Origin of the sequence: Pseudomonas sp. AG1028, from assembly GCF_007993955.1 — a bacterium.
In the GTDB taxonomy this organism is placed as follows: domain Bacteria; phylum Pseudomonadota; class Gammaproteobacteria; order Pseudomonadales; family Pseudomonadaceae; genus Aquipseudomonas; species Aquipseudomonas straminea.
This window is the reverse complement of record NZ_VIVP01000001.1, coordinates 392,224-409,463: the sequence shown is the minus strand read 5'-3', so window position 1 is coordinate 409,463 and position 17,240 is coordinate 392,224. Positions and strand designations below refer to the sequence as shown.

At 64.2% G+C, this 17,240-nt stretch carries 15 protein-coding genes; 5 read left to right on the top strand and 10 right to left on the bottom strand.

Annotation, left to right across the window (positions count from 1 at the left end):
- Window positions 1-162: 162 nt before the first annotated feature.
- The 7 genes from FB481_RS01845 to FB481_RS01815 form a co-directional block, all read right to left on the bottom strand.
- Window positions 163-1,275 (bottom strand): metallophosphoesterase, encoded by a 1,113-nt coding sequence (locus tag FB481_RS01845; protein WP_093503974.1) that lies wholly within the window; start codon window positions 1,273-1,275, stop codon window positions 163-165.
- Between the two features lie 260 nt (window positions 1,276-1,535).
- Window positions 1,536-2,087, bottom strand: a complete 552-nt coding sequence (locus FB481_RS01840; RefSeq protein WP_147174901.1) for an NTP transferase domain-containing protein — start codon at window positions 2,085-2,087, stop codon at window positions 1,536-1,538.
- Window positions 2,088-2,089: 2 nt separating this feature from the next.
- On the bottom strand, window positions 2,090-3,058 hold the full coding sequence (locus FB481_RS01835; RefSeq protein WP_147174900.1) for an XdhC family protein: 969 nt from the start codon (window positions 3,056-3,058) through the stop codon (window positions 2,090-2,092).
- Between the two features lie 131 nt (window positions 3,059-3,189).
- The gene (locus tag FB481_RS01830; protein WP_147174899.1) at window positions 3,190-3,543 is read right to left on the bottom strand and encodes a hypothetical protein; all 354 of its coding nucleotides are present in this window, start codon (window positions 3,541-3,543) and stop codon (window positions 3,190-3,192) included.
- 93 nt (window positions 3,544-3,636) lie between these two features.
- Complete coding sequence (locus tag FB481_RS01825; RefSeq protein ID WP_093503982.1) at window positions 3,637-4,026, bottom strand: response regulator; 390 nt, start codon at window positions 4,024-4,026, stop codon at window positions 3,637-3,639.
- A gap of 141 nt (window positions 4,027-4,167) precedes the next feature.
- Window positions 4,168-6,072: a methyl-accepting chemotaxis protein gene (locus FB481_RS01820; protein WP_372239523.1), complete on the bottom strand. Its 1,905-nt coding sequence runs from the start codon at window positions 6,070-6,072 to the stop codon at window positions 4,168-4,170.
- Between the two features lie 293 nt (window positions 6,073-6,365).
- Window positions 6,366-6,770, bottom strand: coding sequence for a GFA family protein (locus tag FB481_RS01815; RefSeq protein WP_147174897.1), 405 nt, complete (start codon window positions 6,768-6,770; stop codon window positions 6,366-6,368).
- Window positions 6,771-6,859: 89 nt separating this feature from the next.
- Here FB481_RS01815 and FB481_RS01810 point away from each other — a divergent pair, with 89 nt between their 5' ends.
- The 3 genes from FB481_RS01810 (at window position 6,860) to FB481_RS01800 (ending at window position 10,237) form a co-directional block, all read left to right on the top strand.
- Complete coding sequence (locus tag FB481_RS01810) at window positions 6,860-7,774, top strand: AEC family transporter (protein ID WP_147174896.1); 915 nt, start codon at window positions 6,860-6,862, stop codon at window positions 7,772-7,774.
- A 294-nt stretch (window positions 7,775-8,068) separates the two neighbouring features.
- Complete coding sequence (locus FB481_RS01805) at window positions 8,069-9,373, top strand: CitMHS family transporter (protein WP_093503988.1); 1,305 nt, start codon at window positions 8,069-8,071, stop codon at window positions 9,371-9,373.
- A 90-nt stretch (window positions 9,374-9,463) separates the two neighbouring features.
- On the top strand, window positions 9,464-10,237 hold the full coding sequence (locus tag FB481_RS01800; protein ID WP_093503990.1) for a TerC family protein: 774 nt from the start codon (window positions 9,464-9,466) through the stop codon (window positions 10,235-10,237).
- Window positions 10,238-10,295: 58 nt separating this feature from the next.
- On the opposite strand, the gene prfH is transcribed toward FB481_RS01800, so the two are convergent.
- Window positions 10,296-10,922 (bottom strand): peptide chain release factor H, encoded by a 627-nt coding sequence (gene prfH / locus FB481_RS01795; RefSeq protein WP_093503992.1) that lies wholly within the window; start codon window positions 10,920-10,922, stop codon window positions 10,296-10,298.
- Window positions 10,922-12,058: an RNA ligase RtcB family protein gene (locus FB481_RS01790; protein WP_093503994.1), complete on the bottom strand. Its 1,137-nt coding sequence runs from the start codon at window positions 12,056-12,058 to the stop codon at window positions 10,922-10,924. Before FB481_RS01790 ends, prfH begins: the two co-directional genes overlap by 1 nt.
- A gap of 397 nt (window positions 12,059-12,455) precedes the next feature.
- Here FB481_RS01790 and FB481_RS01785 point away from each other — a divergent pair, with 397 nt between their 5' ends.
- Entirely contained in the window at window positions 12,456-14,099 is a 1,644-nt protein-coding gene (locus tag FB481_RS01785) for a Na/Pi cotransporter family protein (RefSeq protein ID WP_093503996.1), read from the top strand.
- An 8-nt stretch (window positions 14,100-14,107) separates the two neighbouring features.
- Window positions 14,108-15,490, top strand: coding sequence for a pitrilysin family protein (locus tag FB481_RS01780; RefSeq protein WP_178109815.1), 1,383 nt, complete (start codon window positions 14,108-14,110; stop codon window positions 15,488-15,490).
- A gap of 50 nt (window positions 15,491-15,540) precedes the next feature.
- Here FB481_RS01780 and FB481_RS01775 read toward each other — a convergent pair whose 3' ends face one another.
- On the bottom strand, window positions 15,541-16,716 hold the full coding sequence (locus FB481_RS01775; RefSeq protein ID WP_093504000.1) for an L-rhamnonate dehydratase: 1,176 nt from the start codon (window positions 16,714-16,716) through the stop codon (window positions 15,541-15,543).
- Between the last annotated feature and the right edge of the window lie 524 nt (window positions 16,717-17,240).

The following is a 17,240-nucleotide window of genomic DNA, read 5'->3' as shown; positions in this document are numbered from 1 at the left end:
CCGGTCGGAGTCGCGCTCGACTTTACGAGCTGTAAATGAGCAGTACTCGCTTCGCTCGCCCTGCGGGCCGCGCTAAAGCGCCTTAGCCGCAAGCGGCTTGCAGAGCCTGTTTTTAACGCCGCAGTGCCGACGCGCAGCAGACCTTGAACAGGTTCTAAGGCCTTAGCCCTTGGCTGCGCGCAGGGTGATGCGGGTGATTTCCGAGGGTTTTCCCAGGCGTATGGGAAAGCCGTTCCACAGGCCGGTGCCGTTGCTGACGTAAAGGCGCATGCTGCCCACTGCGTACTCACCCGACACATAGCCTTGGTTGAACGCCTGGGTAACCCAGTGCATGCCCAGCACCTGGCCGCCATGGGTATGCCCGGACAGCTGCAAGTCGACGCCAGCCAGGGCGTTGTCCGCTGCGGCCAGGGGCCGGTGGCTGAGCAGAATCACCGCGGCGTCTTTCGGCACCCCGGCCAAGGCGGCGTCGATATCCGGCAGCGGCTGGCCGAAACGCGCGGCGGCCGGATCGGTAACGCCGGCCAGCACCAGGCTGACGCTACGGTCCTCGATGGTCACATGGCTGTTGAGCAGCATCGGCAGGCCCATCTGCGCGAAGTGATCCAGCCACTGCTGGTACTCGGCGTAGTACTCATGGTTACCGGGAATCGCATACACACCCAGGCGCGCGTGCAACTCGCGCAGCGGCTCGACATCGCGGGTTCGCGCCGCCACGGTGCCGTCAACCAGGTCACCGGTAATCACCAGCAGATCCGGCTCCAGCGCATTGGTCTTGGCGACCACCGCTTCCAGCCATGGCCGCTGCAGCAGGCGGCTGGCGTGCAGGTCGGTGAGCTGCACCAGCTGCAGCCCGTCCAGTTCAGCGGGTAGCTGGGCCAGGGTGATTTCCACCTCACGCACATCCGGCACCCGCACTGCCTGCCAGACGCCCAGCGCCGAGAGTGCGATGGCTGCAACCCCAACCGTGGCGCGTAGCCGAGGCTTGGTCAACGCTTTACGAAAGCGCGGCAGCAGCGCGGCGATATCCAGAACCAGCAACGCCATGGCACTGATGATCAGCGCCCCGAAGGCGCAGCCCAGCATCATCAGAAGTGGGCCGGGAATCTCCGGCGAAGCCATGCTGCCGAAGAAGTGGCGGGTCACCAGATGGTGCTCGGCCGCCGCCAGAATCAACACGCCTAGCAACACCTTGAGCACCTGCGGCCAACGCTGCAGCCACACCATTCGCCAGAATACATACAGGGCCAGAACGCCCGTGATCAGATGGAACACCGTTATCTCGCCTGTCAGGATGGATCGCAAGCCCCCACTGTGACAGCGCATCGGCCCGGCGGTGCACTGCACTTTCGTGACATTTTCCCCAGGCAAAAAAACCGCCTCATCAGGGAGGCGGTAACCAAAGGATGATGAACCGGAGAGACCACCGGCTTCGCTCGAAGCCCATGGCGTTGTGTTCATCGAGGTACAGGGTATCGGTAAAGCCGCGCAGCACCGCATCATTTGCGTCGATAGTGATAATCGAAGGCTGCCGGCTAGCGCGATGCGTCCAGCAGCTCACGGACACGCTGCAGATCGTCCAAGGTATCGACATCGATGAGGATGCCCGGATCATCGAGCGGTAACAGCAGAGCGCGGCCCTGCTCGCGATAGCACTGCACCACCGAGGCAGCGCCCGCCTCGCCGCGCAGGACGGCCAGTGCCTCGAAGCATTCCCGGGTAAAACCGACAGGGTGGCCGCGGTTGCCCTCGAAGGTCGGCACCACCACTGGTTGGTCGGCCAAGGCCCTGGCCACGCGATGCAGGCTCATTTCGCCGATCAGCGGCAGATCGCCGGGCAGGATCAGCCAGCCCGATGCGCTTGCCGCGGCCCGCACACCGGCGGCAATCGAGTCGGCCATACCGTCGCCGTCAGCACTTCGCACCACATGATGCTTCAGGCCCGAGCGCTTGACCGTCGCCAGCACGTGGTCGAGCACCGGCTTGCCGTGCAGGTCGGCCTGCAGCTTGCTGCCCTCGCCGCCGGAAGCACGAAAGCGCCTGCCGAGCCCGGCGGCGAGCACGATAACCACAGGGCCGTCGCTCATGCCTAGAGCGCACCCCGGTCGATGCCGTTGGCGACCCGCAGCACGTCGGCCAGGGTCGCCAGAGCGATTTCGGCCGGGGCTTTACTGCCCAGTTGCAGGCCGATGGGCGCGTGGATGCGCGCCATGTCTTCGGGTTGCAAACCGCCGAGGCGCGCCAGCCGATCCAGGCGTTTGGCGCTGGTGCGCTGAGAACCCATGGCGCCGATGTAGAAGGCTTCGGTGCGGACCGCTTCGATCAGGGTCGGGTCGTCCAGGCGCGGGTCATGGGTCAGGGCCAGAATCGCGGTGGCGCTGTGGGCGCCCTGCTCGGCAATAAAGCGCGCGGGCAGGATTTCGAGCGCCTGCACGCCCGCCACCTTCACCTCGGCGATGACCTCGGCACGCGGGTCGCAGACGATCACCTCGTAGCCAAGCGCCACGGCAAAGCCGGCGCAGAACTCGGCCACTGGCGACCAGCCGGCCAACACCACACGCAGTACGGCGCCAACACGAATCGATACCTGCTCGGCACTGCGTTGGATCTTCGCCTCGCTCATGCTGCCGGGCCGGCAGCGGCTGGCGCCATCGCCAAGCGGCACGTCGCGTACCAGCAGCTCGCCGCCGCCAAGTGCCTGTTCGACCTGGCCGAGCATGCGCTGCACGGCTTCGCCTGGTTGCAGGTACTCGATCAGCACATCCAGCACGCCACCGCAGGGCAGCGCACGGTTGGGCGTCAGGCCGCCTTCGCCATAACGGACGATCTGGTTGCAGGTGTCGAAACCAGCGTTCTGCACACGCTCGAGAAAGTCTTCTTCAACGCAGCCGCCGGACAGCGACCCGCAGGATTCGCCGGACGGCAGCGCCACCAACATCGCCCCGGGCGCACGTGGCGCCGAACCGAAGGTGGACAGCACCGTGCACAGCCACACGGCATGGCCTTGCTCGAGCCAGTTGCGAGCCTGCTGAACCACCTGCAGGTCTAGTTGCTTCATCGACACCACCTCAACACCATCGCGCTACGCCAACGCATCAAAATCGACACGCTGGCAGGCATGCAAGTTGGTGGCCAGGCCGGCGCTTCGGTTCAGTGTTTTTGGGGCGAATGCATCGGCAGCCGAACGGTTTACACGAAGCGCTGGCGCGCGGCACCGCGGGGCAGGCGATTGCGCCCCGGCAGTTGCTCGAGCTTCTGCTGCCAGGCGGTCTTGACGCTCAGGGCCGGCTTTTCGGCTGGCTTGGCAGGGGCCAGGGCTGAAGTCGGAGCTGGAGTTTCGGCCGGGGCTTTGGCGGCACGGGCGGCGGCGCGCAGCTCGGCCAGGGTCGGCGTGCGATTGGTCGCGACCGGAGCAGCCGCCTTGTCCAGCGACCGCAGGCAAAGTTTGCAGGAAACCTGCGCCTGATCCTCGGTGGTGCTCAGGCTGGCGCCGCTGCGACCACAGGCGATGGTGTTCGAGGAAGGCGAGAAGTGAATAGCCAAGGGGGACATCTCCGGCAGTAAAACGGGGCGGCGATTTTACATATCCGCCGCGTTTTCCGCGCCCTCATCTGCCACGCTGAACAATGCGGGCGATCAGCCCCGTGGAGCGCCGGGCTGTTGCGCCTTGCCGGGTGTCATCGAGGCGCACATGGCGAGCAGTTGGCTGACGCTCCAGGGCTTGGGAATCACCGCAACGTTGAGACCGTCGAAATCCGTGGAGGCACCGAGAAAACCCGAGGAGATGATGATCGGCAGATCCGGGAAACGGTCACGAATCAGGTGGGCGAGAAAGATGCCGTCGATGTCGCCGGGCATGCTGAAATCGGTGAGCACCATGTCCACCTGACCATCGCAGCTGGACAGGTATTCCCAGGCGTCGTCAGCACAAGGGAAGGCTTTGACCTCGTGGCCTTCGTCTTCGAAGATTTCCACAAGCATCTCTCTGATCGAGCGTTCGTCTTCGGCTATGACTATCAGTGGCATTGCGCGGATCCGGCAGTAAGGGTCAGGCTCTGACCTGCCCGACCGGGCAAGATTTCATTAATTTTTAGTGGCGCCGACTGGCGGCCTGCAAGCGCCGAATCGTCGCCCGCCATTGCGACGGGCGACAGCTCGCCAGGGCGATCAGGCCAGGCGGAAGCGGCTCACCAGCTTCTGCTGGTGATCGGCCAGGCGCGCCAGCTCCTGGCTGGTCACGGCGGTCTGCTCGGCACCGGAACTGACCTGGATGGCCACGTCGTTGATGTCTACCACGTTGCGGTTGATGTCTTCGGCCACCGCGCTCTGCTCCTCGGCCGCCGCGGCGATCTGCATGTTGCGGTCGCTGATACTGGATACGCCCGAGGCGATATCGGCCAGCAGGTCACCAGCGCGCTCGATGTTGCTGGCACCAGCGCGGGCCTTGCCGAGGGTTTCCTGCATGGACTGCGTGGCCAGGTCGGAGCCGCGCTGCAGATTGGCGATCATCTCCTGGATATTGCCGGTGGACTCCTGGGTTTTCTGCGCCAGGGTGCGCACCTCGGAGGCCACCACTGCGAAGCCTCGACCGTGATCGCCGGCGCGCGCCGCTTCGATGGCCGCGTTGAGGGCCAGCAGGTTGGTCTGGTCGGCGATGCCGCGAATCACGTCGAGCACCGAGGAGATCGAATCGCTCTCGTGCTTGAGGTCACCGATGATGCGCGCAGTGTCATCGGCCTGAGTCGACAGCTCACGAATCACCTCAACGGTGCGCTCGATTTCCTGGCGGCCCTGGGTGGTGCTGAGGTTGACCTGGCGTGACATCTCCGCGGCGTCGTTGGTGCTCTGCGCCACCTCGCGAACCGTGGCGCTCATCTCGTTGATCGCGGTGACCACCAGCTCGGTGCCCTGGCGCTGGCGCTCCAGGCTGTCGCTGGTTTGCAGGGTGACCGCCGAGCACTCCTCGGCGGCGGTGGCCACCTGCGCGGTGGCCGAACCGATTTCCTGGACGATCTGCGTCAACTCCTCGGCCATGGTGTTGAGGTTGCGGGTGATCTCGCCGAACTCGTCGTTGCCGACGTAACCCGAACGGGCCGTCAGGTTACGCTGCGACAGCGCCAACAGCGCACGGTTGGCCTCGCCCACCGCCAGGTTGATATTGCGGATGATCAGGTAGGAAAGCGCAGCCACCACGGCGATGGCCACAAGCACGCTGATGACCGTCATCCACAACATGGCAGAGGCCTTGCTGCGTTCTTGAGCGGCCAACTCGTACACACTGCCCCCCAGCTCATTCTCCACTTCACCCATCAGGTCGATGCGATTGGTAGAGGTCTGGAACCAGTCGGTGGCCTTGACGCCCAGCGGCTGGCCGAGCGGCGTTTCGAAGGCCAGCTTCTGCAGGCGCGCCACTTCCAGGCCGCTGGGTTGCTGCATCTTCTCGTCGAGTTTGCTTACGAACTCAGGCGAGGCGTTGCGGCGGAAGCCTTCCGAATAGGCGGTGAACTCGCCCAGGTTGCGGCTGAAGGTCGACAGCAGGTCAGCATCGAAGCGGTCTTGGTTGAACACTACACCGAGCATGGCGCGTTCGCGGCCGGCGCGCTCCTTCATCTCGATGAACTGGTTGAGCGAGGACAGCGCCCGCGACAATATCGGATCCTTGACCGAACGCTCGACGGCGTGGGTGTAGCCGATCAGCTTGCGAATGATGTCGGTGAAGCGCGCGCCGGATTCACGGTTGTTGATCGCCAGCTTGTCGATCTGTCCACGCATGGCATCCAGGCCGCTCAACGCAGCCAACGCCTCACTCAGCTCGGTATCGATATTGCCCAGCGCGCGTGCATCGGCCAGGGCGGTGTCGGTCTGGCCGCGCATGCGCAGCAGGACGTCTTGCATGTTCTTGCCCTGGCTGCCCAGGAATACGCCACTGGCGCCGCGCTCACGCTGCAATACAGTGATCAGCTGGCTGACCTTTTGCGCGACGACGCTGGCCTCCTGCGTCTGTTCCATCTCCTGCAAGGTCTGGTAGCTGCTGTTGACCTGCAGAGCGGCCAGCCAGAGAAAGCCCAGCAACGGGCAGGCGAGAATCAGCAGGAGCTTGAGGCTCAAGGGGATGTTTCTGAGCACGACGTTTCACCTATTCAATTTACTTCGGCAGTTCTGATTACGAAGCGAAGGGTTGCCTGTTGTCGCACCGTCTGCGCGGCGCGTTGAACAGGGGGACGCATTTGGCATGCGGCACGTTAGGCAATAGACGAGGTACAGAAGGGTAATCGGCGCGCGACATCCAATCTTTAATAAAGTTCGACCCAACTATCGAAACAGGGCAACGAGAGGTTGCAGGCCGCTAAATCGGTTACGCGCCGCTAATCGATCCGCTCTTGTTGCTCCTGGGGCAACAGCGGGTCGACCTCCAGCCACGGCAAACGGCTCTGGGTCCAGATATGCCGGTCGGCAGCGGCGTGTTCGGGGTGATCGAGCGTGGCGATGGTCACGTCCAGGCTGTTCGGGCTAAGGGTGGTGAACAGCGCCAGGTGAGCGCCACAACCCGAACAGAAATAACGCTCGCAGGTCGGCGAAGACGCGAAGCGTGCAGGCTCGCCGCAAGCCCACGTGAAGCTGGCCCGCGGCACGGTGATCCAGGTCACCAGGATGCCGCCAGTGCTGCGCCGGCATACCGAACAGTGACAGTGGGCGATATCGCGCAGCGGCGCACGGAACTGGTAACGCACGGCGCCGCATTGGCAGCCGCCTTGATGCAGATCGCTCATTTCATGCTCCTGAATACGCGCGCGAATCCCTGCTTGCCTGATCGACCGGCACTGGCGAAGATGCCCCCTCACCACCACCGGGGGCTCCCGTGACCGAACTGCTCTTGGCCCTCTGGCCACTGTTTGCGCTGATCGTCGGCGGCTACGTGCTCAGCCGTCGGGGCTTTCCCAACGAAGCCTTCTGGCCAGGCGCCGAACGCCTCAACTACTTCATCCTGTTCCCCGCTCTGCTGTTCAACAGCCTGGCCACCGCACCGCTGGACAACCCACAACTGCCGCGCATGGCCCTGGCCGTGTTGCTCGGCTTGGGCATTGCCTGGCTGGCGCTACTGGTGGTGCGGCGCCTGCGCGGCTGGCCGGCGGCGCGCTTCGGCGCCTTCAGCCAGGGCATTCTGCGTTTCAACACCTACCTGGGCCTGGCTGCCGTGGGCAGCCTGTTCGGCCAGCCGGGCCTAACCCTGGCCGCGTTGATGCTGGCGCTGATGGTGCCGACCGTCAACGTGCTCTCGGTGTGGTCGCTGACCGCCGAGCGCGGCGTCAGTGCGCGCAGTCTGCTGCTGCCGATCATCCGCAACCCGCTGATTCTCGCCTGCCTGGCCGGTGCACTGGTCAACCTGAGCGGCCTGGGCTTGCCCGGCGGCAGCGGTCGACTGCTCAGCCTGCTCGCCGCTGCCAGCCTGCCCCTGGGCCTATTGTGCGTGGGCGCGGCGCTGAAACCCGAGCAGTTGGGCGGCGAGGTACCGGCCCTGGTCTGGAACAGCCTGCTGCGCCTGCTGCTGATGCCGCTACTGGCCCTGGCGGTGGCCGTCGGGCTGCAGTTGCCGGCCATGGAAAGCACCGTACTGGTGCTGTTCTTCGCCCTGCCCACCGCACCGATCGCCTATGTGCTGACCCGTCAGTTGGGCGGTGATGCCAACCTGATGGCCGGCATCATCACCTTGCAGCATCTGCTGGCTGCCGCTTCGCTTGTCGGCGTATTGCTGACGCTGGACATCATTCTCTAGGCCACGGCTCGCGTGGCCTACAGGGGCCTCGCGAGCGAGCCACTGCTGCCCCGTTTACCTGTCTTCGACGAAAGCTGGCTGAAAGCTTCGTGCTCTAGCATCTGCTCAATGACCAACACAGATTGGTCGATGAGCTGCCGCCAGTGAGGCCCGCAGCTGCCGTCAACAAGAACAAAACAGGTAACCAACCATGCTTCGCCCCAGCTCCTCACGCCTGCTTCTTCTCCGCTCGCTTCCACGCTAGCCACTTCGCGCATTACCCGCACCTAGCCGAATAACGTCCGGAGAAACACCATGCTCACATTCCTTGGCTTCGCCATGGTTTCCACCTTCATGTACCTGATCATGAGCAAACGCCTGTCGGCGTTGATCGCCCTGATCATCATCCCGATCATCTTCGCCCTGATCGGCGGCTTCGCCGCACAGATCGGCCCGATGATGCTCGAAGGCATCAGCAAGCTCGCGCCCACCGGCGTAATGCTGATGTTCGCCATCCTCTACTTCGCCATCATGATCGACTCGGGCCTGTTCGACCCGCCCGTGCGCCTGATCCTCAAGCTGGTCAAGGGTGACCCGCTGAAAGTCGCGGTCGGCACCGTGGCCTTGGCGCTGATCGTCTCCTTGGACGGCGACGGCTCGACCACCTACATGATCTGCGTCGGCGCCATGCTGCCGCTGTACAGCCGCCTGAAGATGAGCCCGACCATCATGGCCGGCCTGATCATCATGGCCGGCGGCATCATGAACATGACCCCCTGGGGCGGCCCGACCGCCCGCGCGGCCAGTGCCCTGCACGTGGACCCGTCTGACGTGTTCGTGCCGATGATTCCCGGCATGATCGTCGGCGCCATCGTGCTGTTCGCCGTGGCGTACCTCTACGGTCTGCGTGAGCGCAAGCGTCTGGGCGTGCTGCAACTGCCGGAAGGCAAGATCACCCAGAACGAGATCAGCGTTTCCCAGTTCCCGGAAGCCCGTCGCCCGAAACTGATCCTGATCAACGCCCTGCTGACCATCGTGCTGATGGCTACCCTGATCGCCGGCCTGCTGCCAATGCCGGTGCTGTTCATGATCGCCTTCAGCATCGCCATGATCATCAATTACCCCTGCCTGCAGCAGCAGAAGGACCGTATATCCGCCCATGCCGGCAACGTGCTGGCGGTGGTCGGGCTGATTTTCGCGGCAGGCATCTTCACCGGCATCCTCAGCGGCACCGGCATGGTCGACGCCATGTCCAAGAGCCTGCTGGCGGTCATCCCGGACGCCCTCGGTCCGCATCTGGCGGTCATCACCGCGCTGGTGAGCATGCCGTTCACCTTCTTCATGTCCAACGATGCGTTCTACTACGGCATTCTGCCGGTGCTGAACCAGGCGGCCTCCGGCTACGGCATCAGCGCTGTGGAAATGGCCCGCGCCTCCATCGTCGGCCAACCGGTGCACCTGCTCAGTCCGCTGGTGCCGTCCACCTACCTGCTGATCGGTCTGGCCAAGATCGAATTCGGTGACCTGCAGCGCTTCACCCTGAAATGGGCGATCCTGATCTGCATGGCGATCCTGACCGCTGCTCTGGTGCTGGGGGTATTTCCGCTGTTCGGCAGCTGATTTGACGAAAATTTCACATCTCTGGCGCTAGACTTCGGCATTCGTGCCGATGGCCCTGCGCCAGTTTTCTATCATCACAAGGAACCTCTAATGGAATGGCTCACCAACCCGGAAATCTGGGTTGCTTTCCTGACTCTGACGGCCCTGGAAATCGTCCTGGGTATCGACAACATCATCATGATCGCCATTCTGGTGTCGCGCATGCCGCCGCACATGCAGGCGCGCACCCGGTTCTTCGGCCTGGCCCTGGCCATGGTCACGCGCATCATGCTGCTGCTGTCCATCACCTGGATCATGCGCCTGACCACCGACCTGTTCCATGTGTTCGGCCAGGGCATTTCCGGCCGTGACCTGATCCTGTTCTTCGGCGGCCTGTTCCTGTTGTGGAAGAGCAGCACCGAGATCTACCACGGCATGGAAGGCGAGGAAGAAAGCACCGAGCAACCCTCGGGCGCCGGCAAGCAGTTCCTCGGTACCATCATCCAGATCGCCATCATCGACATCGTCTTCTCGCTGGACTCGGTCATCACCGCGGTCGGCATGGTCTCCCATGTACCGGTCATGGTCGCGGCCATCGTCGTGGCGGTCATCGTGATGATGATCTGCGCCGGCACCATCAGCGACTTCATCGAGAAGCACCCGAGCCTGAAGATCCTGGCCCTGTCGTTCCTCATCGTGGTCGGCACCGTGTTGATCGCCGAGAGCTTCGACGTGCACGTACCCAAAGGCTACGTCTACTTCGCCATGGCCTTCTCCCTGGCCGTGGAGGCGCTGAACATCCGCATGCGCACCGCCCGCCGCCGCGCCGAAGGCAAGGCCGACCCGGAGCCGGTAAAACTGCGCAAGGACGTTCCGGGGCAGTGATCGGCTGACGCCGGTGCAATGAAAAACGGGGCCTCGACGGCCCCGTTTTTTTATGCGCTCAGACTCGATCCGCTGCGGGCTCGAAGCGCTCACCACGAAACACCCGCTGCGGGTTGCCCCGCTCGACCTGCAGGTGCGCATCACGACGTTGCGCCCGCGCGGCATCGGCTTGCGCCTGGGCGCGCAGGGCGAGGCGCTGGGCGATCAGCAGCAGCGCCAGGCGCTTGTTGGCGTGCTGGCTGCGCTCGCTCTGCACCTTGACGCTGATGCCGCTGGCCACATGGATGGCACGCACCGCCGAGTCGGTGGTGTTGACGTGCTGGCCACCCGGCCCCGACGAGCGCAGGGTTTCGAAACGGATTTCGCCGGCCAGTTCCGGCGCTGGCGCAGTGAATTGCGCACCACCGAAGAACCAGTTCTTGCGAGCATGGCCGGGCCTGTAGGGGCTGGGGCAGATCCACTGCAGCGAACCCGTCCAGTCACCGGCCAGCCCCTCGGCCTGCTCGCCTTCCAGCGCCAGCAATACCGAACGCAGGGTGCCGCGCCGCGGCCCCGGTTCGTCTTCGAGTACCCGCACCGTCACGCCCAACTCGTCCGCTTCGCCCTGCAGCCTGGGTAACGCCTTGGCCACTGCCAACGCACACTCGTCCGGCCCTTGGGCCGCTGATAGCTGTAAAAGGATCATCAGCAGCACCCTCCTCGCGTCTTGTAGGTCAGCACCGGTTTCAGTCGCGCTAGCACGCGAACCAGCCCCGCCTCACGCAAGGCGCCGACGACTGAGTCGATGGCCTTGTAGGCCTCGGGCGCTTCCTCGTAGATCAGCGCGCGGTCGGCGCAGATCACCCGGCTACCGAGTGCGGTGCGGCTCAGTTGCTCGACGCTGTAACGCGCGGCGAGGCGATCCTTGCACTCGCTGCGCATCCATTTGCGCCCGGCGCCATGGGCCAGGGACAGCAGGCTGCGCTCATCGGCGATCGGCTGCACCAGGTAGCTGTAGTCGCCGCGCGAACCAGGGATCACCACCGCGCCCTGATCCGACGGCGTGGCGCCCTTGCGGTGCAGCCAGCCATCGAGGCCATCGATACGCGCTGGCGAGACCAGGTTGTGGTTGATATCGAGCACCCTCTCGCCATCAGCACGCAAGCGCTCGAGCATGCGCCGGGCGATCAGCTGGCGGTTGGCTTCAGCGAAACGCAGCGCGCCGTCGTGTCGGCTCAGGTAATGGCTGCTGGCATCGCTGCCCGCCTCCAGGCCCTGATGGCCGAACAGGTCGACCTGCTCACGCAGGATCGCTTCACCGAGGCCGCGCGAGCCGCTGTGCACCAGCAACAGCAGGTGTTTACGCTCAATGTTCAAGGCTGTTAGCGCAGCATCGTCGTAGCTTTCATCGAGTTGCTGCAGTTCAGCGAAATGGTTACCGCCGCCGATGGTGCCGAGAGAGCGCTCGTGCCCCGTGACCGGCAAACCGAACGCGCCAACCGCTTCCTGCCAGCTCTCGTCGAGTGGCAGGTCGAGGTTGCCGAGGCGCTTCTCCAGCTTGTCCAGATGCAGCTTGGCGGTCGGTATGTCCGTGCGCCACAGCGCCATGCCGCAGCCAATGTCGTTACCGACCAGCGCCGGGTAAAAACGCCCTACGGAAAAGAATGCCGCACCAACCGGGTAGCCACGCCCCGGATGCAGATCCGGCATGCCGGCCACCCGATGCATGCCCGCTAAGCGAGCGGTGGTTTCAAGTTGCTGGATCGCTTTTCCTTCGATCCAGGTGTCGTCCGCGGCGACCAATACGGCGCCGTCGGACAGATTGCGAATGCAATTGCCCATAGTCCAATCCTGATGGGTTGAAACAGAAAGATGTTCGGATTGGCAGGCCAGAGGCCGGGCGTTGCGGCGCCGCTAACGAGGAGCGGCGAATGCGATCAAGCCAGGCGCGACCTGCAAAGGGTGATCAGCTGCTGCATGATGTGCCTCCTTTGCTGTCGGTTGAGAGAAGGCGCGCATGCTAGGCGCATTGGCGCTCGCTTGCAACAGAGCACGGTGATTGACTGACGCACCGCGCAACCTGCCGGCCAGGCGGCGGTCCACTCCTTGCTTGGCAACCTGCGCTTCTCCAACTACAGCTTGTAATAGGCAGCGGTGTTGGTGACCACACCTGCGCGAACGCCGTCATCGGCAGTATCCCAAGTACCGGGATCGAATCTGCATATCAGGGAGATGCGTGATGTTGACGCTGCTCAATCTGTTGTCCGCCATTGCCCTGCTCATCTGGGGCACCCATATCGTGCGCACCGGCATCCTGCGGGTGTACGGCTCGCAGTTGCGCCGCGTGCTCAGCCACAACGTCGGCAAGCGGCCGATGGCCTTCGTCGCCGGCATCGCCGTGACCGCGCTGGTGCAGAGCAGCAACGCCACGGCGCTGCTGGTCACCTCGTTCGTGGGCCAGGGCCTGATGGCGCTGACCCCGGCGCTGGCGATCATGCTTGGCGCCGATGTCGGCACCGCGCTGATGGCCCGGGTGCTGACCTTCGACCTCAGCTGGCTGTCGCCGCTGCTGATCTTTCTCGGCGTGGTGTTCTTCCTGTCGCGCAAGCAGACCCGCGCCGGCCAGCTCGGCCGCGTGGGCATCGGCCTGGGCCTGATGATCCTCGCCCTGCAGTTGATCGTCACCGCCGCCACGCCAATCACCGAGGCCAAGGGCATCCACGTGCTGTTCGCCTCGCTGACCGGCGATGTGCTGCTCGATGCGGTGGTTGGCGCGCTGTTCGCGCTGATTTCCTACTCCAGCCTGGCTGCGGTTCTGCTCACCGCCACGTTGACCGGCTCCGGGGTGATCGGCCTGCCGGTGGCCATCGGCCTGGTGATCGGCGCCAACATCGGCAGCGGCGTGCTGGCCTTTCTCAACGCCAGTATGCAGAGCCAAGCCGGCCGCCGCGTGGCCCTGGGCAGCCTGCTCTACAAGCTGATCGGCCTGATTCTGGTGATCCCGGTGCTCGACCCGCTGGCGCACTGGCTGGACAGCCTGAACTGGCACCCGGCCGAGCTGGTGATCGGCTTCCACGTGCTCTACAACACCCTGCGCTGCCTGCTGATGCTGCCGACCCTGAATCTGATGGCGCGCTTCTGCAACTGGCTGCTGCCCGACCGCCCGGACGTCAACGCTGTCGCCAAGCCCCGCCACCTCGACACTACCGCGCTCTCCACACCCACCCTGGCGCTGGCCAATGCGGTGCGCGAGACACTGCGCATCGGCGATCTGGTCGACACCATGCTCGGCCATCTGCAGGATGCCCTGCGAGGCAGCCAGCCGATCCTCGCCAAGGACCTGCGCCGTATCGACGACGACATCGATGCGCTGTACAACGCGGTGAAGCTCTACCTCGCCCAGGTGTCCCAGGAAGACTTGAGCGAAACCGACCGCCATCGCTGGGCCGAGATCATCGAGTTCTCCTCGAATCTGGAGCGCTCGGGTGATCTGATCGAGCGCATGCTCGGCAAGATCCAGGACGAGAAAACCGCCCAGCGCCATGCCTTCTCCGACAGTGGCCTGGAGGAACTCATCGCCCTGCACGAGCGCCTGCTCGGCAACCTGCGCCTGGGCCTGTCGGTGTTCTTCTCGGCTGACGCCGATGCCGCACGGCAACTGCTGCGCGAGAAGCGCCGCTTCCGCATCCAGGAGCGCCGGCTCACCCATTTACATGTCGAACGTCTGCATAAGCAGGTGGTCAAGAGTCTGGAAACCAGCTCTCTGCACCTGGAACTGATCGACGACATGAAACGCCTCAACTCGCTGTTTTGCGCAAGCGCCTACGCCGTACTTGGTAACCAGGACACCGGCGCCCTGCTCGCCGAAGAGGGTGGCGAATAGTGCGGGCCATGGCCCGCTCACTGGCGCTGCTGCTGGGCCTGATGCTGTGTGGCCCGCTATGGGCAGCGGACTACCTGAAGGTCGAAGGCTACCAGCTGGACAACGGCCTGCAGCTGATCCTCAAGCCCACCAGCGACCGCGGCCACGTGTCGATTCGCCTGGTGGTCGGCGTCGGCTTCGACCAGTTCGACTGCGACCACAAGGAACTGCCGCACCTGCTCGAACACCTGCTGTTCAGCGGCGTCGACGCCAGCGGCGAAGCCGGCCTGGAAGAACGTATGCAGGCCCTGGGTGGCGACTGGAATGCCTTCACCCGCGACAGCGACACCACCTTCGTCCTCGAAGTGCCTGCCGCCAACCAGCGGGCGGCGCTGGACCTGCTGCTCGCCGCGCTGTTCAACACCGAACTCACGCCCGAACGCATCGACGCGGCCAAACGGGTGATCGTCCACGAGAACGGCGAACACCCGGCTGCCTGGCAGCGCCTGCTGGGCGCGTCGAGCAAGCGCAACGACGCCACCGAACAGCTGGCCGCCGAACTTGGCCAGGCCTGCGCCGAACAGGACTCGCTGGAGCGCCTGGACGCCGCGGCCCTGGAGCGCCTGCGCGAGCAATGGTACGTGGCCAACAACATGACCCTGATCATGGTCGGTGATCTGGATCGCCGCCTGCCCGCCTACCTCGAACGGCGCTTCGGCGAACTGCCGCCCGGCCCGATGCCGGAGCTGCGCGAATTGCCGGAAAGCAACGGCCATGCCGAGCCTGAACGCACACTGATCACCGGCCTGCTCGGTGATACCGCCCAGGTGAACCTGATCTTCACCGAGCCCTGGGTCGGCGAACTCGACCAGGGCACCTGGCAACTGCTGCGCGACTACCTGCAGTGGGCCGTATACAAAGATCTGCGCATCGAGCACGGCCTGGCCTACAGCCCCGAAGTGGAGCGCAGCGCCTACGGCAGCAGCAGCTTCTTCAGCATCAGCGCCGAGGTGGACCGTGCGGACGTGGCGCAAACCGGGCAGCGCCTGCATGACCTGCTGCAACGCCTCGCCAAGGACGGCCTGGACGACGCCACCGTCGAGCGCATGCGCAACGTCGCCCTCGCCCGCCAGAACTGGACTGCACAGGGCAACAGCGCTCTGGCCGACACCTACTGGAGCTCGCTCGGCAGCTACGAAGAAGGCCACTTCGCCGACCCGGCACCGGAGCTGCGCAAGATCCATACCGCCCAATTGGATGCCGCGCTGAACCTGCTGCTCAAACAGCCGAGCTACCAGCGCGTCGAACAACCGTTACTGAGCACCACCGGTCTATATGGGGGGGGTGCGGTGGCGGTGGTGATTCTGCTGCTGGCCCTGATCGGTCTGGTCAGCCTGCTGCGCCGTCGCTAACGAAAAGCCCCGGATGGCCGGGGCTCTCGCTGCTGCAAACGCACTGCGGCTCACTCGATGATGTTGAACTCGCTCAGGTACTCTTCGGAGATCTCCAGGCCCAGGCCGGGCTTGTGGTCATCCAGCTGGATATAGCCATTGACCGGCGCCGGCTCGCCCTTGAACACGTAGTAGAACAGCTCGTTACCGACCTCGACGTCGAACACCGGGAAGAACTCGGCCATTGGCGACGCGGTGGTCGACATGGTCAGGTGGTAGTTGTGCATCTGCCCGGCATGGGGAATCACCGGCACCGACCAGGCCTCGGCCATGGCGTTGATCTTGCGCGCCGCGGTGATGCCGCCCACGCGGTTGGTGTCGTACTGGATCACGTCCACGGCGCGGCGTTCGAGCATCTCCTTGAAGCCGTACGAAGTGAACTCGTGCTCGCCACCGGAGATCGGCATGATGCCCATCTTCTTCAGCTCGATGTAGCCTTCCAGGTCGTCGGCGATCACCGGCTCTTCCAGCCAGCGCGGCTCGAACTCGGCGAGCTTTGGCAGCATGCGGCGGGCGTATTCCAGGGTCCAGCCCATGTAGCACTCGAGCATGATGTCCACGTCCGGGCCGGCCAGTTCACGCAGCGCACGCACCTGCTCGATATTGCGGCGCATGCCCGCCGGGCCGTCTTTCGGGCCGTAGCCGAAGCGCATCTTCAGAGCATTGAAGCCCTGGTTCAAATAGCCCTGGGCTTCTTCGAGGAACAGGTCGAGGTTGTCGTTGGCGTAGAGCTTGGAGGCGTAGGTCCAGATCTTTTCCTTGGTGCGCCCGCCGAGCAGCTTGAACACCGGCTTGTTCACCGCCTTGCCCATGATGTCCCAGATGGCGATGTCGATCGCCGAGATCGCCGCCATGCCGATGCCCTTGCGGCCCCAGGCGTGGCTCTGGCGATACATCTTCTGCCAGATGTACTCGTTGTCGAACGGGTCCTCGCCGATGGCGATGGGCGCCAGGTACGTGTCGATGATTTCCTTGGCCACACGCGGTGCCAGGGCGCAGTTACCGATGCCGACGATGCCGTTGTCGGTCTCCACCTCCACAACCAGCCAGCCGTGGAAACGGAACGAGCCCATGGCATCGCCCTTCTCGAACAGAATATCGCTGGCGTTGGTGCAGAAGTGCGCCTGGGGCGGCACGACCTCGCCCTTCCACTCAAAAACGCGGGTACGGATGGATTTTATTTTCATGGTACGGCTCCTTTCACGATAGACGGGCGACCGGCAGAGACTGGCTCTCGGCGATACGACGGGGTTGGTTGAGCGGGAAACTGAAAAGAGGTGGCGAGCACAGCAAGGCCAGCGCTCTGGCCGATGCCATCGGTGTCATGGTCGATTCCTTGTTGCCGCTTTTTGCCCTGGCGATCAGGGCCGGCTTCTTGTTGGTCTACGGCGGCAGCCGAGCTGCCTGTTGCCGACGACTCTAGCCACGGCGCACGGTGGCGGATAATCACTTATGCGCATTCGGTGATAACCACAGGAAATGCCTGGAACGGCAAAAGACGCGCGGGTGTTATCGCCCGACGGTTCGGGTGCGGCACTGATCGTCAAAAGAGGGGCGAAGCAGTATCAGGCTGAGATGCGCCACACATACCAACCATCTATGCCCATGACCGCTAGTGTCAGCCAGAAGCGACAGCCCTCAAGACTCTCCGCAAGCGGCCGATGTGATAGTGAAGGAAAAATCGCATCGCGTACCTGGGCTCATTGGCGCG

Excerpts from the sequence above, each read along its gene's own strand:
- FB481_RS01775 (WP_093504000.1), bottom strand. The coding sequence starts at position 16,716 with ATGAAAATAAAATCCATCCGTACCCGCGTTTTTGAGTGGAAGGGCGAG.
- FB481_RS01840 (WP_147174901.1), bottom strand. The coding sequence starts at position 2,087 with ATGAGCGACGGCCCTGTGGTTATCGTGCTCGCCGCCGGGCTCGGCAGG.
- FB481_RS01835 (WP_147174900.1), bottom strand. The coding sequence starts at position 3,058 with ATGAAGCAACTAGACCTGCAGGTGGTTCAGCAGGCTCGCAACTGGCTC.
- FB481_RS01790 (WP_093503994.1), bottom strand. The coding sequence starts at position 12,058 with ATGGGCAATTGCATTCGCAATCTGTCCGACGGCGCCGTATTGGTCGCC.
- FB481_RS01825 (WP_093503982.1), bottom strand. The coding sequence starts at position 4,026 with ATGCCACTGATAGTCATAGCCGAAGACGAACGCTCGATCAGAGAGATG.
- FB481_RS01815 (WP_147174897.1), bottom strand. The coding sequence starts at position 6,770 with ATGAGCGATCTGCATCAAGGCGGCTGCCAATGCGGCGCCGTGCGTTAC.
- FB481_RS01800 (WP_093503990.1), top strand. The coding sequence starts at position 9,464 with ATGGAATGGCTCACCAACCCGGAAATCTGGGTTGCTTTCCTGACTCTG.
- prfH (WP_093503992.1), bottom strand. The coding sequence starts at position 10,922 with ATGATCCTTTTACAGCTATCAGCGGCCCAAGGGCCGGACGAGTGTGCG.
- FB481_RS01780 (WP_178109815.1), top strand. The coding sequence starts at position 14,108 with ATGGCCCGCTCACTGGCGCTGCTGCTGGGCCTGATGCTGTGTGGCCCG.
- FB481_RS01805 (WP_093503988.1), top strand. The coding sequence starts at position 8,069 with ATGCTCACATTCCTTGGCTTCGCCATGGTTTCCACCTTCATGTACCTG.
- FB481_RS01785 (WP_093503996.1), top strand. The coding sequence starts at position 12,456 with ATGTTGACGCTGCTCAATCTGTTGTCCGCCATTGCCCTGCTCATCTGG.